General features: G+C 60.9%; 19 protein-coding genes and 1 pseudogene. 9 read left to right on the top strand and 11 right to left on the bottom strand.

Annotation, left to right across the window (positions count from 1 at the left end; genetic code table 11):
• Window positions 1-11 precede the first annotated feature (11 nt).
• A complete protein-coding gene (locus ACPJXG_RS12905) occupies window positions 12-1,871 on the top strand; it encodes a phytase (protein ID WP_425254490.1) in 1,860 nt (619 codons plus the stop codon).
• Window positions 1,872-1,931: 60 nt separating this feature from the next.
• On the opposite strand, the gene ACPJXG_RS12900 is transcribed toward ACPJXG_RS12905, so the two are convergent.
• Complete coding sequence (locus ACPJXG_RS12900; protein WP_099402088.1) at window positions 1,932-2,348, bottom strand: hypothetical protein; 417 nt, start codon at window positions 2,346-2,348, stop codon at window positions 1,932-1,934.
• A 78-nt stretch (window positions 2,349-2,426) separates the two neighbouring features.
• Window positions 2,427-2,570 (bottom strand): hypothetical protein, encoded by a 144-nt coding sequence (locus ACPJXG_RS12895; RefSeq protein ID WP_158300128.1) that lies wholly within the window; start codon window positions 2,568-2,570, stop codon window positions 2,427-2,429.
• A gap of 123 nt (window positions 2,571-2,693) precedes the next feature.
• Between ACPJXG_RS12895 and ACPJXG_RS12890 the strand changes: the two are divergent.
• A pseudogene (locus ACPJXG_RS12890) lies at window positions 2,694-2,956 on the top strand (IS481 family transposase); the annotation flags it as partial.
• Here ACPJXG_RS12890 and ACPJXG_RS12885 read toward each other — a convergent pair.
• Window positions 2,926-3,369 carry a hypothetical protein gene (locus ACPJXG_RS12885; RefSeq protein ID WP_158300129.1) on the bottom strand — a complete coding sequence of 148 codons (444 nt, stop codon included), beginning with the start codon at window positions 3,367-3,369 and terminating at the stop codon, window positions 2,926-2,928. The pseudogene ACPJXG_RS12890 and the gene ACPJXG_RS12885 overlap by 31 nt on opposite strands.
• A 426-nt stretch (window positions 3,370-3,795) precedes the next feature.
• Here ACPJXG_RS12885 and ACPJXG_RS12880 point away from each other — a divergent pair, with 426 nt between their 5' ends.
• Window positions 3,796-4,512: an immunity 52 family protein gene (locus ACPJXG_RS12880; RefSeq protein ID WP_158300130.1), complete on the top strand. Its 717-nt coding sequence runs from the start codon at window positions 3,796-3,798 to the stop codon at window positions 4,510-4,512.
• 120 nt (window positions 4,513-4,632) lie between these two features.
• Here ACPJXG_RS12880 and ACPJXG_RS12875 read toward each other — a convergent pair whose 3' ends face one another.
• The gene (locus tag ACPJXG_RS12875; RefSeq protein WP_099402232.1) at window positions 4,633-5,601 is read right to left on the bottom strand and encodes an IS1595 family transposase; all 969 of its coding nucleotides are present in this window, start codon (window positions 5,599-5,601) and stop codon (window positions 4,633-4,635) included.
• A gap of 155 nt (window positions 5,602-5,756) precedes the next feature.
• Here ACPJXG_RS12875 and ACPJXG_RS12870 point away from each other — a divergent pair, with 155 nt between their 5' ends.
• Window positions 5,757-6,635, top strand: a complete 879-nt coding sequence (locus tag ACPJXG_RS12870) for an EamA family transporter (RefSeq protein WP_199534278.1) — start codon at window positions 5,757-5,759, stop codon at window positions 6,633-6,635.
• 188 nt (window positions 6,636-6,823) lie between these two features.
• Window positions 6,824-7,174 carry a c-type cytochrome gene (locus tag ACPJXG_RS12865; protein WP_425254746.1) on the top strand — a complete coding sequence of 117 codons (351 nt, stop codon included), beginning with the start codon at window positions 6,824-6,826 and terminating at the stop codon, window positions 7,172-7,174.
• A 47-nt stretch (window positions 7,175-7,221) separates the two neighbouring features.
• Here ACPJXG_RS12865 and ACPJXG_RS12860 read toward each other — a convergent pair whose 3' ends face one another.
• Both ACPJXG_RS12860 and ACPJXG_RS12855 read right to left on the bottom strand, forming a co-directional pair.
• Complete coding sequence (locus ACPJXG_RS12860; RefSeq protein ID WP_278316009.1) at window positions 7,222-7,584, bottom strand: hypothetical protein; 363 nt, start codon at window positions 7,582-7,584, stop codon at window positions 7,222-7,224.
• A gap of 12 nt (window positions 7,585-7,596) precedes the next feature.
• A complete protein-coding gene (locus ACPJXG_RS12855; RefSeq protein ID WP_081922454.1) occupies window positions 7,597-7,860 on the bottom strand; it encodes a DUF378 domain-containing protein in 264 nt (87 codons plus the stop codon).
• A gap of 317 nt (window positions 7,861-8,177) precedes the next feature.
• Here ACPJXG_RS12855 and ACPJXG_RS12850 point away from each other — a divergent pair, with 317 nt between their 5' ends.
• Window positions 8,178-9,566: a methyl-accepting chemotaxis protein gene (locus ACPJXG_RS12850; RefSeq protein ID WP_425254489.1), complete on the top strand. Its 1,389-nt coding sequence runs from the start codon at window positions 8,178-8,180 to the stop codon at window positions 9,564-9,566.
• Between the two features lie 30 nt (window positions 9,567-9,596).
• Here ACPJXG_RS12850 and ACPJXG_RS12845 read toward each other — a convergent pair whose 3' ends face one another.
• Genes ACPJXG_RS12845 through ACPJXG_RS12835 form a run of 3 tightly spaced genes read right to left on the bottom strand, consistent with a single transcriptional unit; the run spans window position 9,597 to window position 11,633 of the window.
• The gene (locus tag ACPJXG_RS12845; RefSeq protein ID WP_278316011.1) at window positions 9,597-10,121 is read right to left on the bottom strand and encodes a GNAT family N-acetyltransferase; all 525 of its coding nucleotides are present in this window, start codon (window positions 10,119-10,121) and stop codon (window positions 9,597-9,599) included.
• Window positions 10,122-10,128: 7 nt separating this feature from the next.
• Window positions 10,129-10,701, bottom strand: coding sequence for a helix-turn-helix domain-containing protein (locus ACPJXG_RS12840; RefSeq protein ID WP_035819244.1), 573 nt, complete (start codon window positions 10,699-10,701; stop codon window positions 10,129-10,131).
• Between the two features lie 32 nt (window positions 10,702-10,733).
• The gene (locus tag ACPJXG_RS12835; protein ID WP_035819247.1) at window positions 10,734-11,633 is read right to left on the bottom strand and encodes a LysR family transcriptional regulator; all 900 of its coding nucleotides are present in this window, start codon (window positions 11,631-11,633) and stop codon (window positions 10,734-10,736) included.
• A 106-nt stretch (window positions 11,634-11,739) separates the two neighbouring features.
• Between ACPJXG_RS12835 and ACPJXG_RS12830 the strand changes: the two genes are divergently transcribed.
• Window positions 11,740-12,825, top strand: coding sequence for a YeiH family protein (locus tag ACPJXG_RS12830; protein ID WP_425254488.1), 1,086 nt, complete (start codon window positions 11,740-11,742; stop codon window positions 12,823-12,825).
• Between the two features lie 106 nt (window positions 12,826-12,931).
• The gene (locus ACPJXG_RS12825; protein WP_034755914.1) at window positions 12,932-13,573 is read left to right on the top strand and encodes a LysE family translocator; all 642 of its coding nucleotides are present in this window, start codon (window positions 12,932-12,934) and stop codon (window positions 13,571-13,573) included.
• Here the strand turns inward: ACPJXG_RS12825 and ACPJXG_RS12820 are convergent, their stop codons facing one another.
• Complete coding sequence (locus ACPJXG_RS12820; protein ID WP_425254487.1) at window positions 13,574-14,335, bottom strand: alpha/beta fold hydrolase; 762 nt, start codon at window positions 14,333-14,335, stop codon at window positions 13,574-13,576.
• Between the two features lie 85 nt (window positions 14,336-14,420).
• Between ACPJXG_RS12820 and ACPJXG_RS12815 the strand changes: the two genes are divergently transcribed.
• Window positions 14,421-15,179 carry an AraC family transcriptional regulator gene (locus tag ACPJXG_RS12815; protein ID WP_425254486.1) on the top strand — a complete coding sequence of 253 codons (759 nt, stop codon included), beginning with the start codon at window positions 14,421-14,423 and terminating at the stop codon, window positions 15,177-15,179.
• Here ACPJXG_RS12815 and ACPJXG_RS12810 read toward each other — a convergent pair.
• Window positions 15,176-15,817 carry a CatA-like O-acetyltransferase gene (locus ACPJXG_RS12810; RefSeq protein ID WP_425254485.1) on the bottom strand — a complete coding sequence of 214 codons (642 nt, stop codon included), beginning with the start codon at window positions 15,815-15,817 and terminating at the stop codon, window positions 15,176-15,178. The two genes, ACPJXG_RS12815 and ACPJXG_RS12810, sit on opposite strands and share 4 nt — an antisense overlap.
• Window positions 15,818-15,820 lie beyond the last annotated feature (3 nt).

Genomic DNA, 15,820 nt, shown 5'->3' with positions numbered 1-15,820 from the left:
TTTTACCTACCATGAAAAAAACCGTACTCTGCAGCGCTTTGCTGGCTGCTTTTTGCCTCGCGGCCACGGCGCAAGCCGCGCCTGTCCAGACCGTTCCTTCCTTCACGCAGGAAGCGGAAGAACTGGCGCGTCTGCCCGGCGGCGGCTGGCTGCTTCTCGACAAGCATGGCTTGCGCCTGTTCAATGCAAGCGGCCAGGAACAGGACCGCATCGCCGTGCGCGCCAAGCAGCTCGACACGCGCATCGATGGCGGCAAAGTGCTGGCCGTGTTCCTGGAAGCGGACACGCAGCGCCCGCTTCCCGTGACGGTCGACGTGCAGGCCGGCAAGCTGGTCAAGCTCGCGCCGTTTCCCGTGCCGACGTTTTCCGTGGAAGCGTCCTGTCTCTACCGCGACGCCCAGCAACTCGACCATCTGTTCCTGATCGGCAAGGATGGCCAGGCGGAACAGTGGGTGATGCAGGGTGAGCAGCGCCAGCTGGTGCGCAAGCTGGCCTTGCCGCCGCACGCCAAGCATTGCCGGGTCGACGATGGCGCTCAGCGCCTGCTGGTGAGCGAGTCCAACATGGGCGTGTGGGCGTATGACGCCGAATCCGAGGGCATGGGCAAGCGCGAAGTGGTGGCCCTGCGCAAGCCGTATGGCCAACTGGACGGAGGCGCCGGCGCGCTGGCCGTGTTGCCCGGTGGCGTGGCCGTGCTCGACGGCAAGGCGGACAAGCTGCACCTGTTCACCCATCAGGGAAGTCAATGGACGGCGCAGCCAGCCCAAGCCGTTGCCTTGAACGTGCGCAAGGGTGACAGCCAGCTTGCGCTGCACAAGGAATCGCTACTGCTTCGCGGCAAGAACGGTTGGCAAGCGCGGCCCTTGAAATGGACGGGCAAGGTGGAAACGCAGCCTGCGGTGGCCATCATCGCCCCGCAAGCGCAAACGGAGCCGATGGCGCGCCAGGGCGACGCGGCCGATGATCCGGCCATCTGGCTGTCCAGCAACCCCGCCAATGCGCGCATCCTCGGCACCAACAAGAAGCAGGGACTGCTCGTCTACGACCTACAAGGCAAGCAGACGCAGCTGCTGGAAGTGGGCCGCCTGAACAACGTCGACGTGCGGCAGAACATCAGTTTGGGTGGCAGCAAGGTCGACCTGGCCGTGGCCACCCAGCGCGACGACAACAGCATGATGTTGTTCACCATCAATGCCGATGGCGTCGTGGCGGAAGCGGGCCGTTTTCCGACCGGCCTGAAAAGCATCTACGGCATGTGCTTGTACCAACCGGCCAGCGGCGGCGTGCAAGCGTTCATCAACGACAAGGACGGCACCTTCCAGCAATACAGCATCGGCCTGGAAGGCAACAAGTTCAGCGCCACCCTCTTGCGCAGCTTCAAGGTCGCCACCCAACCGGAAGGCTGCGTGGCCGACGACGCCAACGGCAGATTGTTCCTGGGCGAGGAAACGCGCGGCATCTGGACCACCTCGGCCGACGCCGCCAAGCCGGATACACTCTCCATGGTCTTGCCCGTGGGAGCGAACCTGACGGCCGATGTGGAAGGCATGGCCATCTACCGCAAACCGGGCGGCAAGGCTGATTCTGGCTACCTGATCGTCTCCAGCCAGGGCGACAGCAGCTACGTGGTGCTCGACGCCCAAGCGCCGTACAAGGTGCGCGGCCGCTTCAAGGTAGGCTTCAACCTGCCCGCCGGCATCGACGGCACCTCGGAAACGGATGGCCTGGACGTGACTTCCGCCAACCTGGGCGGCGCGTATGCGCAAGGCATGCTGGTGATCCAGGACGGCTACAAGCGCTTGCCCGATGGACCGCAGAACTTCAAGTATGTGGCGTGGGGGGATGTGGCGAAGGCCTTGAAGCTGGAGTAATGAGCATGGGGCGGCCAGTCAAGGCTGCCCCATGTCCGATAGCGATATTAAAAATTGCCGCTATCTTGTACGCGGCATATCGATGGCAAAAGGCAGACTTTTGCCAAAAAAGTCCACACTGCCCGTCACTGCCAGGCGTTGTGCAGACAATTCCTCCAGGCGAAGATCAGCTACGTCACGGTATTCCATCATGTAAAAAGCGGATTCACACTGCGTATTGCCTGCATCGACGGCAAGCCTATGCACGGGCGCGGCATCCGGTCCCTCCACGAGCAAACCGTGCAAAATGAAGGACGGCGGATACAGCGCCCACGACCAGGGCGCATCGTCGTCTTCCGTCAGCCGCATGAACACGTCGTCGTCGGCCTCGATCGTGATATTGATTTCCCACATGCCATCGGCGCGCGCCTCAAGGCTGATCCGGGATTTCGCGACATCCACTTCAAAATTGGTGTCGCCGATACTAAATATATGCATTGCCCTTCTACTCCTGATTGACACGTTAATGCTCTGTTCGACAGGCCCGCAGCTTAGCGAAGCGCTCTGCCAATATGGTCACATTTCGCTGAGATCGACATCAGCGTTCAATGCATAGGCCTTGCAATAGGCAAGCAGCTCTTCGCTGCGCGTCTTGCCGAGCGAAATGGTCCCGATTCCATTCGGCATCCATGCCGTGACATGCGCCAGCTGTTTAGCCATGTGATCATATTCCTCGTCGCAGCATGGCCCTGTTCCGTGCCGGAGCTGTGCTTGACGAGTTGATAGGCGGTTTGCCACCAAGATCGTCCCATCGCTTGCAGCACATCGCATAAACTTCAGTCCATGAGCTCACGCATTCATCCCCAAGCCCGCACCACCCTGAAGGTCCGGCAGGAAATCAAAGACTCCGGACTGTCCGAGCGCGAAGCCGCCAAGGTCTTCAATATCACCCGTGCACGGCTGCCAAGTGGCTCAAGCGGGACGATGTACAAAACCATTCGCACCGGGCCCATACACTGCATACCACGCTGAGCGCGGCGCAGGACATGATCAAATGGGACTGGACAGTAACAGTCTACATGGAAAGATTGCAGCTAAATTTCTTGCCATAAACAGGAATAACCTTGGCTGCGTTACTTTTAGGGATTTTTATTGCCTTCCCATTAAACTTCACAACGGCATTTCCTTTCCTCAGATTCTCCAGCAAGGAAATGAAGTTATTATCACCTGCGCGGCTGTCGGCGCTGAATGGCCCATCATAAGAAACGCCATTGACGTCAACGGTAAATTTCTCAACTTCCTTATTATTATTCAATTGCGAAAGCGATACGCTCGATTGGGAATCTGCACTGCCATCTTGCGTTGGACAGCCAATATACAGCCGCATTCCATCCTGATCGATAAAGTACTCGAGATTTCCCTGCCCAAAACCTTCAGTCCACCGCCCCTGAGCCCCAAACGAGTTAACGCAAATGATGGCAACAGCGAGACCCACGGCAATTTTTCCAACCTTACTCACTTACTGCTCCTTTTCTACAATATCATGACACATGCACAGCCGTCCCGACGACCAGTGCAGCAGCGAAAAGGGTGCTCCGAATAATGCAAATGGCGCACCACAGCTTGCGCATGAGGTGTTAGACTTTTTCAAAAAAACAATCTTGCAATATATCTTTCTCAATTGCAAGCATTGTGACAATATTAAAGGATAAATATCGCCACGAGAGCGACTCTCGCAAGCTGTCGCCCGCCGCACGCGATTACAAGCAAAGATTAATGACTGCCTGATTGGCTCGAAATGGGGTTGATAGCAGGACTTGTAACCCGCTATCCTCGCAGATTTGGTACTTTCACACGCCACTCGCGTATGAACACATGCTGCCCAGTTTAAGTGCACTGGGTATTACCACTTATTACACAAAATAATATTATGATAATAAAATCCTTGTTCAAACGCGATGCAGCAAACCCATCCATTGCGTTCCGACCTTCCGTCCAGAAAATCGCGACAATTATCCGCTTCTTGCAAAAAACGGAGGCGTTTGGAAAGAATTGGTTTCTGTCGCAGGAGACAGAAGCAGAGTCGTTTCTGTATCCGGTTTTCGATGCTTCGGGCGAACTCACCACTGCGGCCGAAGCCGTACTCGAGGCCGAGTTCAAGGATGAGAAATTTCGATATCTCAGTGCCTGGAATGGCGAGCTCGCAGACGGTGAGGGAGCAAGTATGGCGCTTGGGTTCAGCGACAGTGACTGGCCCTCCCGGACTTTCAAGATCAGCGATTACGGTCAAGCCGCCAGACGGCTCGGCATTGATGGTGTGAAAGAACTGCTGTCCATTATCGGTGGCTCCCTAAGGCCGGTCTTGATCACGGTTGCACGTAATCAGTATTTTAAAAAACAAGTCTTCAAGGATCGTCCGGGTGCGGGCTGGATGTTGTACTTGCCGCGTGTACTGACGGTCCGGCAAGTACCAGAAGCCCGCGCCTTGATCCCCGTGATGGCGATGGACGAGCAAGGTGAAGACCAGCAGATCGGCACCATCATCGTCAGTGTCACCGACGAGCCTTTTTCTGATGAGAACCCCGAGCACGTCAGGATCGCCAACGCCATTGAGATTGGCTTGGTCGAGCAGGACTTGCTGCCTCGCTATGTCGATATTTAATGAAGGATAACGCGTTTCGCCCGCATGGAAATACCCTGCCATGCCGGCAGTGAACGCCAAAACGACTGGCATCGCCATCCATCTGCAATATCGGCTGCCAGTACAGGCCAATAAATTAGGCTATGTCACCGTCAAGTGTGGGAATGCGCCCAACGTTGCTTTCAATAACGTTTCCGATGAACGGATGCGCCTGGCGTCGAGTATCCAGCGCCAGCCCAGGTAGTTCGGCAGGTAGCGCGTCGCCACGCCGTGAAAGGGCCGTAGCCATGCGCGCAAGCGGCTGTGATAGGCATTGACGTTCTGCACGTGGGCGGCCCCTCGCACACGGATGCCAGCGCGCAAGTTGACTGCTTGGTGGCTGATGCCCGCTTCCCTCGCAAAAGCCAGATAGGCGGCATGACCGTCGGTCACCAGCAGCACGTCCTTGTCGATAACGGGTAACAGGGAATGATGCAGCTGTGCCTTCGTCAACGCCCCTTTGCCCGTGACGAAATCGAGGGTCTGGCCCGTACGGTCGCGCGCCACCAGGATGCAAACCTGTTCATTGGAAATGCCGCGCTGATGGGCATGGCCGCCACGGCGGCGCGCCGGACGCGTCATCTGCCTGGATCCCTTTTCTGATTCCAGCACGTAGAGTTCATCGGCCTCGGCAATGCCATGCAGACAATGCGGCCGGTCCGTCTTTGCTACGCTGAGAAAACGGTGCCGCCAGCGAAACGTGGTGTTGCGGTGCAGTCCCAACTGCTGAGCGGCCTGGCGTACCGACCTGGAATCAAGCAGGCAATCCGCATAGTCGAGCCACAGCGATTTATGGCGCAAGTGCGCCAGCGGCGTGCCCGTCAAGGCATTGAATGTGCGCCCACAGGATACACAGCGGTAGCGCTGCAGGCCGTGCGCATGGCCATGCCGGTGCAGGTGACACGATTGGCAGGCGGGACAGCCCAGGCGTGCTTGCGTAGCGTTTTCAAGCAGCGTGACGGTCACATCGTGTGGCCCATTGCCACACAGCAAGGCTATTCCTGCCTGCCGCTGGCGTCGGTTCAACTGCGCAAACTGCGCGATAAAGCGTATCCATTCGGCTGGCTGCATGATCGGCTCCTGCATGGTGGGTATGCAGAGTCAGACAGCACAGCCAAGGAAAGATTCAGGCAGATCCCCTATTTATCGATGACAGAGCCATAAATTACGGTCGCTTGCATGTCTGCCAGCGACTGGCGGCCTGTTGCGTATTAAAATGGCGTCCCATGACCTCCCCCGCCTCGACCTCTTCCCTCCCCGACAGCATTTTGCTCCCTTCCCTGGCCGTATTGGGAGGCCAGATTTCCGTCAATCTAGGGGCGGCGATTGCGAAGAATCTGTTTCCGGTCATTGGCGTGGAAGGGATTACGGCGTATCGGGTGGGGTTTTCGGCGCTGATCCTGCTGGCGATCTTCCGCCCGTGGCGCTATCGCCTGACGCGCAAGGATGTGCTGAATTTGCTGGTCTACGGTTCCGTGCTGGGCTTGATGAACTTGCTGATTTACCGGGCGTTTGCGCTGATACCGATTGGCATCGCGGTCGCCATCGAGGTGACGGGGCCGCTGGCTGTGGCCATGCTGTCGTCGCGCCGGCCCCGCGATTTGCTGGCCGTGGCCTGCGCCGTGTTCGGCTTGTATTTGCTGTTGCCCCTGCAAGGCAGCCCAGGCAGCCTGGATCCCGTCGGCGTGGCCTACGCGCTGGGGGCAGCGCTGTGCTGGGCGCTGTACATCATCTTTGGCAAGCGCGCCTCGACCTTGCAAGGTGGGCAAGCCGTGGCCTGGGGCATGACGGTGGCGGCCATGGTGACGGTGCCCATCGGTGTCGCGTATTCGGGCACGGCCTTGCTGGCACCATCGATTGCCTTGATGGGCCTGGCCATTGCCATGCTGTCCAGCGCCCTGCCGTATTCGCTGGAAATCTTTGCCCTGCGCCGCTTGCCGCAAGGCGTATTCGGCATGTTCAGCAGCGCGGCGCCCGCCGTCAGCGCGCTGGCTGCCATGGCCGTTCTGGGAGAATTGCTGAGTCTGACGCAGTGGCTGGCCATTGCCTGCATCGTGTTTGCGTCGGCCATGGCGGCGCTGGGTGCACAGGGCGGCAAGCGCTAGCGTTGTCAGTCATCCTGCATGGCTTCCTGGCATCGCTGCCCAGCTGACAGGCAGCTTTTGATGCCCGCCTGTAAAATGCGTCATCGCTCGCCATATCCATATTGCGCACTTCCGCCTCATCGATGACATCCATATATCTTTTTCGTTTGCTCTCCCCTTTAAGCGCTGCAGCCTTGCTGCTGGCGCCAATGGCCATGGCCAACGCGGCCGCGCCAGCCGCTGCGGCCGCCCTCACTGGCAATGCCGAAGCAGGCAAGGCCGCGTTTCGGAAGTGCGCCTCCTGCCACCAGGTGGGGCCATCGGCGCGCGGCGGCTTCGGCCCCAAGCTGACAGGCGTTATCGGCCGCAAAGCCGGTGCTACCACCGACTATAAATACTCGGCGGCCATGAAAAATGCGAATATCGTCTGGACCGAGCAAAACCTGGCCGGCTTCCTGAAAGCCCCCAGCGATTTCATTCCTGGCAATAACATGCGTTTCTGGGGCATCGGCAACGCACAGCAAGTGGCCGACCTGCTTGCCTATCTGCGCACGCAGTAAGCACACAGGCACACCGCCTCAAGCCCCCTCAAGCCCATTACGCCAGATCAAGCTCCCAGCGCTTGCAGCACACCCTTGCGCTTCTTGTGCGCCGCCTCATAGTCGCGCAGGCGTCGCAACTGGGCGGCGGATAGGCCACCCAGCTTGTCGCGTATCTGCGCCACCGTCAGGTGCTGGTATCCTGCAATCGGCAAGTCGCGCGCCGCCGTTTCGCTGGCAACCCTGGCCGCAGGCTTTTCATCACGCTGGCGGCCTTGCGCCTTCTGCGTTTCACCCGCCTGCGCCCTCTGCTTGTTCACGATACGGGCGGCGACTTCTTCCTCTCGGCCCGGATAGCGCCCCTCCTGCTTGAACTCTTTTTCAAGCTGCTTGAATTCGCGTTCGCGCTTGGGGCTGGCACCAACAGGCATGCGTCCTCCCGTCTAGGGCTTGGCTGGCAGCTTGCGCACGCACAGATAGATGGAATACAGCGCAGCCAGCCCCACCAGCACGTACACGCCGCGCGATGCCGTCGACATGGCGCCCAGGATGCGGGCCACGATGTCGATATCAAACAAGCCCACCAGCGCCCAGTTCAAGCCGCCCACGATCAACAGGATCATCGAGATCCAGTCGACCACATTCAGGCGCTTGGCCGTCATTTCCTGTTTTGCCGCTCCGTCCGATCCTGCCTGGATATTCGCCATATCAGCCTCCTGTGAGAAGAAATGCCCCGTCAAGGGTCTGTACAAGTAACAGTGTAGGCGCGGCGCCGGCATACGCCAGTCGGACGATGCCGGCTATTGAGGTAGGAAGCGTCTGTAATCAGACGGGTGATTTTATCTGGCAACAGGCCGTGCCGCTGTTGCTAAACAGGCAGTGACTAATTCCAATATGGAAATATTTATAGATTACTTAGTACCGCGCTGCTACACTCATTTCACCCCAGCAACTTCAGGGGACAAGCGCCGCATCATGCCGCAGGCATGGAAGGTGGCCACCATGGGACAACAGCTGAGGGGACATGAATATTTCAAACATACGTATCGGTGTGCGCCTGACCACAGGCTTTTTGCTCGCATCGCTTTTACTGGCCGTGGTGGTGATCATCAGCACTTGGCAGCTGTCGGCCGTGAGCGGGGAAATCGACAGCAGCGTGAACCAGCGCTATGCGCGCATCGCGCAATTGCAGGCCACGCGCAACAGCACGCAGGAACAGCCTGCCCTGCGCGAACTCGACCAGCAGATCGCCACGCAATCGGCGCAGATGCGCTCAGCGGCCGAGGCGGCCATGGCCCGCGCGCACGATACCAGCGTGCTGATCATTGTGCTGGGCCTGGTCGGCGGCGTGCTGAGCCTGGCGACGGCCTGGTTCATCAGCAGCGGCATCGTGCGGCCCTTGCGGCATGCCGTCAAAGTGGCGCGCAAGGTGGCTGGCGGCGACTTGAGCGAACATATCCGCGTCGATTCCAGCGATGAAGTAGGACAACTGCTGCAAGCGCTGAAAGACATGAATGCCAGCTTGATCACCATCGTGGGCGAGGTGCGCGGCGGCACGCACGACATCGCGGGCGCTTCGGGCGAAATCGCCGCCGGCAACCTGGACTTGTCGCAGCGCACGCAGGCACAAGCTAGTTCGCTGGAGCGCACGGCCGCCTCGATGGACGAGCTGACGGGCACCGTCAAGCAAAATGCCGATAACGCACGGCAAGCCAATCAGCTGGCGCAATCGGCCGCGGCCGTGGCCGGCAAAGGGGGCACGGTGGTGGCGCAAGTGGTCGATACCATGAGCTCGATCAACGCTTCGTCGAAAAAGATCGTTGACATCATCGGTGTCATCGACGCGATCGCCTTCCAGACGAATATCCTCGCCTTGAACGCGGCCGTGGAAGCCGCGCGTGCCGGAGAACAGGGGCGCGGCTTTGCCGTCGTGGCCGCTGAGGTCCGTACCCTGGCGCAACGCTCGGCCAATGCGGCCAAGGAAATCAAGCAGCTGATCGGCGACTCCGTCGAGCGGGTCGACGCGGGCGCGCGCCTGGTCGATACGGCTGGCGCCACCATGCGCGAGATCGTGGCCAGCGTGCACCGCGTCACGGACATCATGGGCGAAATCAGCATGGCCAGCGGCGAACAATTGTCTGGCATCGAACAAGTCAATGCCGCCATCGTGCAGATGGAACAGGTAACGCAACAAAACGCGGCACTGGTGGAGCAGGCGTCAACGGCGGCGGCCAGCATGCAACAGCGCGCCACCTTGTTGTCGGGCACGGTGGACATCTTCAAGCTGAGTCGTGACCAGGCACCCGCCCAAGCCGCGAACGGCATCAGCCTCGTGGCCGCACAGACCACTCACGCTGTCACAGCGCCGGCAAGCCGGCCTGCCGTAGGTGTTAGAGCGCGGCTGAAAGCCTGAGTTCCCCACCTATCGCTGCGCCGCTCTCATTTATAGCTGCTTGTACATGATGGTGGTGGCGTCCAGCCGGTCGCCGGCCGGCGCCAGCGCATAGCCGGGGATGCTGCCGGCCACCACATAGCCGAGCGACAAGTACAGCGGTTCCGCATGGTCGCTGCTGCGCGTGTCCAGGGTCAGCAGGCTGCGCGGCAAGAGGCGCGCCTGTGCTTCCAGCGCCTGCATCAGCTGGCGCGCAAGGCCGCGCCGACGGAAAGCGGGCGCGACCAGCAATTTGCGTACTTCGGCCCGGTGCGCCTGGTTGGGATTGGTATCCCAGTCCAGCTGCACTGCGCCCGCCAACCTCCCTTCCACCTCGGCCACCAGCAGCAGGCGCACGCCGCGCGTGACGGCCGGCAACACGTTATCCGTCCAGAATGCCTGGCTGGACGCCGTATCGAAGGGCAAGATAAAACCGATGCTGGCGCCGTCGTGCACGCAGTCTCGCAGCAAGGCGCCTAACTCCGGCAAGCGTTCACGAATATCGGCGGGCGAAAAGTGGCGTAGCGATACGCGCATGATGACCTCAGACAAGAAAAAGAAAATAGCGGGCGCCGCTGTCTGGCGGCGTCATGAATGCGCTGGGACCATGCAACTGGTAGCGCAGGCAGTCGCCGGCCAGTAACTCGTGCGAGCGGCCGTCGACGGTCACGCTCAGCTTGCCTTCCTGCAGCAACAGATGGTGTTCCATGCCGGGCCGGGGCGAGGCGGCATAACTGATCGTCACGCCAGCGCCCAGCTCGCATTCGAGCGCTTCGCCCGCCAGCGCGCGCGACGGCGGCGAGACGGAACGGCGGATAAAGCCGGTGTCAGGGTCCGTCCACACGCTTTGCTCGGCGCGCCGCAGCACGGGTGGAAAATCGTCTTCCACCATGCGCAACAGGCGCGACATGGCCAAGCCATACGCAGCGCACAACTTGCCCAGCACGACCGTGGTCGGGCTGACCTCGCCATTTTCCAGGCGTGACAGGGTGGCGCGGCTGACTTGGCTGGCGGTGGCCAGCTGGTCCAGCGACCAGCCCCGCTCCACGCGCAACTGTTTCAGGCGCGCCGCCAGACGCTGTTCCGTATCGTTATCTGCGCTCACCAAATTTTCCATATACGGGAACTTATTCCATATATGAAAAACAGTCAAGCCATACGCGACGCGTGGCGGCACAATTCCAGGAAACCAGCCAGACGCGGCGAAAGTATCTTCTTGGACTGGCGAATCAGATAAAAGTTGCGCTCCAATGGTGGCAGCATGGTCTCCAGTTCCACCAGTTGCCCGCTGGCCAGCAGATCGGCCACCACCACGCGCGACAGGCAGGCGATGCCGAGACCGGCCGCGGCGCCATATTTGATGGCTTCCGAGTTGCTGAATTCGCCTGCGGCGCGCAGATAGTGCAGATATGGCACCAAGGCTTGCTCCACGGCTTCGCGTGTGCCCGAGCCCGCTTCGCGCAGCAGCCAGCCCGCCTGGTTCAGTTCCGTAAAGCTGAGAAGATGGCGCAGCTGCGCCAGCGGGTGCGTGGGTGCGGCCACGATCAGCATCTGGTCCGTCAGCCATGGTTCCACCAGCAAGCCCGCTTCGTGGCACGGCCCTTCGATCAGGCCGATATCGACACGGAACTCCGCCACGGCGGCCGCGATGTCGGCCGTGTTGGCAATCGTCACTTGCGGGATGCTGCGCCCGTATTGCTGCGCCGCCTGCGCCAGAATCTGCGGCAACAGATAGATGCCTATCGTCGTGCTGGCGCCGATTTGCAGGCTGACGGGCACGGACGGGTCGGCGCCCGCGAACTGGCGCTCGATGCTGGCGGCCCCGTCGCGCATCTGCCGCGCCTGGGGCAACAGCAAACGGCCATTGTCATTGAGCAGCAATCGCTTGCCCACCCGGTCGAACAGTTGCGCGCCCAGCAAGGTTTCCAGTTCATTCAGGGCCGCGCTGGTAGCCGATTGCGACAGCGCAATCTGCTCGCCGGCCGCACTGGTACTGCCCGTATCCGCCACGGCCAGGAAAATTTGCAGTTGCCGCAAGGTCAACGCCATCTCACATACTCACTTAATAGGTTAAACATACAAAAACAATCCGTTTTACCATTTAATCAGTGAGCTGTACAGTCATGCCATACGCAACAAGAACATGGAGTACGGCATGTCATCCCTCTCAACAACTAACACAACAAACACAACAAGTTTCAGCGGCCGCTATGGCCGTCTTCTGCCAGGCCTTCTGCTGAGCGGCGCAATCGCTTATGCAGCCATCGCGCTGGGCAAACTGGAATGGATGCAAAGCCACGGCATGAGCGCCCTGACCCTGGCCATCATGCTGGGCATTGTGCTGGGCAACAGCGTGTATGGCCGCCTGGCGCCCACGTGCGGCGCGGGCGTGGCCTTTTCCAAGCAGACATTATTACGACTTGGCATCATCCTGTACGGCTTCCGTTTGACCTTCCAGGATATCGGCCAGGTGGGCCTGGCCGGCATCGCCATCGACGCGCTGGTGCTGGCGTCCACGTTTGGCCTGGCCATGTTCCTTGGCACCAAGGTGTTCAAGCTGGAACGCAACAGCGCCATCCTGATCGGCGCGGGCAGCTCGATCTGCGGCGCGGCGGCCGTGATGGCGACGGAACCCGTCGTCAAGGGGCGCAGCGAAGATGTGACCGTCGCCGTCTCCACCGTCGTGGTGTTCGGCACCATCGCCATTTTCCTCTACCCATTGCTGTACCAGTTGAACCAAGGCTGGCATCTGCTGGGCGCCACGCCCACCGCGTTTGGCGTGTACATCGGCTCGACCGTGCATGAAGTGGCGCAAGTGGTGGCGGCCGGCAAGTCGATCGGGCAGGAAGCGGCGAATGCGGCCGTGATCGCCAAGATGGTGCGCGTGATGATGCTGGCGCCGTTCCTCGTCATCCTGTCGGCCGTGCTGGCGCGTGGCAAGTCCAAAGGCGGCAACCACGATAAATCCAGCAAGCTGGCCATTCCCTGGTTCGCCTTCATCTTTATCGGCGCAGTGGCCTTCAATTCGCTGGGCCTGCTGCCAGCGGGCACCGTCGCCACCATTACCGAACTCGATACGGTCCTGCTGGCCATGGCCATGGCGGCCCTGGGCTTGACGACGCACATGTCGGCCATCCGCCGCGCCGGCATCAAGCCGCTGCTGCTGGCCGGCCTGCTGTTCTGCTGGCTGATCGCCGGTGGCGCCGCCATCAACCATGTGGTCGCCAGCCTGTTTGCCTGACTTTGAGCTTGATTCAAGCCGGGGCCGCTGACGCGGGAGCCGAAAACTTCGTACAATACAGGTGTTTTGACTCTCAATCCGGCTTCGGCCCCACCCAGGAACACCCATGCATCTCTCGAACTGGCTGCTTTTCTGCAGCGTCGCCCTGCTCGTCACGTTTTCTCCCGGCCCGGCAGTCTTGCTGGCTATCTCGAATGCCATCGCCGTCGGCCCGCGCCGCGCGATGATCAGCAGCATGGGCAATGGTTTTGGCCTGTTCATCATTTCCGGCGTGGCCATGGCCGGCATGGGCGTCGTGCTGGCCACCTCGGCCACGGCCTTCATGCTGCTGAAACTGGCTGGCGCCCTGTACCTCGTGTATCTGGGCATCAAGCAATGGCGCAGCAAGACCAGCGTCGTGGCCGATGCCCCAGTGGTGGCCGGCGCGGCGAATCCCAATTCGTTCTGGAAACTGTTCCGCCAGGGCTTGACGGTGGCGCTGACCAATCCGAAAGCTATTTTGTTCTTCTCGGCACTGTTCCCGCAATTCATCACGCCGGGCGAACCGGTGGCCATCCAGTTCACCGTGCTGACGACCTCGTTTGTCGCCTGCGCCATGCTGGCCCACTTGTTCTATGCCAACCTGGCGCGCCTGCTGAAAACCCAGCTGGCCACGCCGGGCCGCGCCAAGCTGTTCAACCGCATCACGGGCGGCGCCTTCGTCCTGCTGGGCCTGAGCCTGCTGCGCCTGCGCAGCAAGGCAGCGTAATTACTGTAGTAAAAATGTCTCGATGCTGGCCGCCAGGGCCAGCGGCGTTTCATTCATCGGATAGTGTCCCGCATTGCCCAGCACCTCCAGCCGGGCTTGCGGGTACCACGCCAGATACGTGCGGCGCATCAGGGCCGCATCGAAACGGGGGTCATGCTCCCCCACCAGCGCCAGCAAGGGCAGTGCCACGCGCGCCGCCTTGATTTCCTCACTGAAATCCGTCCCGCTCCACGCGAGGAAATAAGCCGTAAACGCGGCTGGATCCGACCTTTCCCACGAATATTGCGCCTTCCAGTCCAGCCAGGTAGCCGGCAAGCGTCCGCCCGTGCTGCGGTCGATGATGGCGCGCCGCACCTGCACATTGCCGCTGGCGTCGAGAAACAGTTTCCGGGCCGCTCCATCAAGCGCTACGCCACAACAGGGCACGGGCGCCACGGCCACCAGTTTGCGCAGGCGCAAGGGCGCCAGCAAGGCCAGCCGTTCCAGCGCCATGCCGCCCATCGAGTGCCCCACCACGCTGAAGGTGTCCAAGCCCAGCGCATCTGCCAAGGCCAGCGCGTCGCGGGCGACCTCGTCCATCGAGTACTCACCTGCCGCGCCGCGCATGCCGCCATAGCCGCGATTATCCATGAAGACATAGCTGAAACTGGCGCCATCAAGGGCCGCTTCCATCGGTTCGAACGCCCGCGCGTCGCCAAACCAGCCGTGCAGGACGATGACGGCGTGGGGACCGTGGCCCACGCGGTGACAAGTATTGTGCATGTTCACTCCTGAAAAAGAGTGCATGGTAAGCGGTCTTTAAACGGCCCGCCTTCGATGCCAGGTCAAATACTATAGAGTGTGGGCCATGGATGATTTTTATACGGAAGTGCCGCGCCCCTTGATCGCCACGGCGCGCGACTATGCGGCTGATGCCGTCTTTCCCAGCCACAGCCATGCGCGTGGGCAATTTGCGTATGCGGCGCGCGGTGTCATCAGCGTGCACACGCCGCAAGGCAACTGGCTGGTGCCGCCGCAGCGCGCTTGCTGGGTTCCGCCCCAACTCGTCCACGGCATGCGCATGCATGGCGCCGTGACCATGCACAACGTGTTTATCGACGCGCCCGCCATCGCCGGAAGCGGCTTGCCGTCCCACTGCCAGGTGCTGGACGCCTCGCCGCTTCTGCGCCAGCTGCTGGCCGAGGCTGTGACCGTCGATGCCTTGTATGCGGAACAATCGCGGGCCGGACGACTGATGGCCTTGCTGCTTGATGAGATTGCCGCCGCCAGCCCACTGCCCTTGAGCGCGCCCCTGCCGCAGGAGCCGCGGCTGGCGCGGCTGTGCACGGAATTTCTACGGCAACCGACTTTGGACCGCAGCCTGGATGCGATGGCGGCGCAAGCCGGCATGAGCCGGCGCACCTTTACGCGGCAATTCCGCGCCCAGACGGGCCTGGCCTTTGCCCAATGGCGCCAGCAAGCGTGCCTGCTGGCGGCCATCACGCGGCTGGCCGACGGGCAAGCCGTCACCAGGATCGCGCTCGACCTTGGCTATGCCAGTCCCAGCGCCTTTACGGCCGCCTTCCGCCGCGTGCTGGGCCAGGCGCCCAGCGATTATCTAGCTTAGGCAATGATGGCGGCGATGCGCCGCGCCAGCGCCTGCGCCAGTTTCTGCACATGGTAGCCATCGACAAAGCCATGGTGGGCTTGCGCGGAAAACGGCACCCGCATGCGGCCATCGTCCTGCGCGGGACCGAACTTGCCCCAAGTAAAGGTCGGGATATCGGCGTCGCCGTGGCGGTAGACAGGATGCTCGATGGCCGCCAGTTCCAGCCAAGGCAGGCAGGTGATGAAGATATTGTTGCGCTGCTCGCGCTCGGTTTCTCCCTCACCCGTGTTGATCAGCGCGGAACTTGCTTCGGCCAAGCGTTTCGCTTCCAGGCTGCGTGCGATGAATACATCAAGCTGGTCCGTCATCGCGAAGCGCGTGTAGTTGAGGTTCTCGTCGCCGTTGATGACGGTGTAGGAGGCGGGGAAATCGTCGATCTTGATCACCTCGCCCTGGTAGATGCGGTACATGAAGTTGTCGATTTCCCTGACCGTATTGAGCAGGCAGAACAGGAAAAAGTGGAATACGGGGATGTTCCGTTCCTTGCACCACGGCCGGAAATCCGGCACGTCGAGCTGGAAGTTGATGTTGACGAGGGGATTGTCGAACGCGCGGAACAAGTCATAGCGGTCGCGCCGCTTTTCAAAATTTTTCATGCG

The sequence above is a fragment of the Janthinobacterium sp. NFX145 genome, assembly GCF_049810325.1.
GTDB lineage: Bacteria > Pseudomonadota > Gammaproteobacteria > Burkholderiales > Burkholderiaceae_D > Janthinobacterium > Janthinobacterium rivuli.
The sequence above is the reverse complement of the archived record's forward strand: the minus strand, read 5'-3'. Positions and strand labels throughout refer to the sequence as shown.

Bases quoted from the DNA above. Each gene is read 5' to 3' on its own strand.
- ACPJXG_RS12905 (WP_425254490.1), top strand. From the start codon at position 12: ATGAAAAAAACCGTACTCTGCAGCGCTTTGCTGGCTGCTTTTTGCCTC.
- ACPJXG_RS12900 (WP_099402088.1), bottom strand. From the start codon at position 2,348: ATGCATATATTTAGTATCGGCGACACCAATTTTGAAGTGGATGTCGCG.
- ACPJXG_RS12895 (WP_158300128.1), bottom strand. From the start codon at position 2,570: ATGGCTAAACAGCTGGCGCATGTCACGGCATGGATGCCGAATGGAATC.
- ACPJXG_RS12875 (WP_099402232.1), bottom strand. From the start codon at position 5,601: ATGCAGCCAGCCGAATGGATACGCTTTATCGCGCAGTTTGCGCAGTTG.
- ACPJXG_RS12870 (WP_199534278.1), top strand. From the start codon at position 5,757: ATGACCTCCCCCGCCTCGACCTCTTCCCTCCCCGACAGCATTTTGCTC.
- ACPJXG_RS12865 (WP_425254746.1), top strand. From the start codon at position 6,824: ATGGCCATGGCCAACGCGGCCGCGCCAGCCGCTGCGGCCGCCCTCACT.
- ACPJXG_RS12860 (WP_278316009.1), bottom strand. From the start codon at position 7,584: ATGCCTGTTGGTGCCAGCCCCAAGCGCGAACGCGAATTCAAGCAGCTT.
- ACPJXG_RS12855 (WP_081922454.1), bottom strand. From the start codon at position 7,860: ATGGCGAATATCCAGGCAGGATCGGACGGAGCGGCAAAACAGGAAATG.
- ACPJXG_RS12850 (WP_425254489.1), top strand. From the start codon at position 8,178: ATGAATATTTCAAACATACGTATCGGTGTGCGCCTGACCACAGGCTTT.
- ACPJXG_RS12845 (WP_278316011.1), bottom strand. From the start codon at position 10,121: ATGCGCGTATCGCTACGCCACTTTTCGCCCGCCGATATTCGTGAACGC.
- ACPJXG_RS12840 (WP_035819244.1), bottom strand. From the start codon at position 10,701: ATGGAAAATTTGGTGAGCGCAGATAACGATACGGAACAGCGTCTGGCG.
- ACPJXG_RS12835 (WP_035819247.1), bottom strand. From the start codon at position 11,633: ATGGCGTTGACCTTGCGGCAACTGCAAATTTTCCTGGCCGTGGCGGAT.
- ACPJXG_RS12830 (WP_425254488.1), top strand. From the start codon at position 11,740: ATGTCATCCCTCTCAACAACTAACACAACAAACACAACAAGTTTCAGC.
- ACPJXG_RS12825 (WP_034755914.1), top strand. From the start codon at position 12,932: ATGCATCTCTCGAACTGGCTGCTTTTCTGCAGCGTCGCCCTGCTCGTC.
- ACPJXG_RS12820 (WP_425254487.1), bottom strand. From the start codon at position 14,335: ATGCACAATACTTGTCACCGCGTGGGCCACGGTCCCCACGCCGTCATC.
- ACPJXG_RS12815 (WP_425254486.1), top strand. From the start codon at position 14,421: ATGGATGATTTTTATACGGAAGTGCCGCGCCCCTTGATCGCCACGGCG.
- ACPJXG_RS12810 (WP_425254485.1), bottom strand. From the start codon at position 15,817: ATGAAAAATTTTGAAAAGCGGCGCGACCGCTATGACTTGTTCCGCGCG.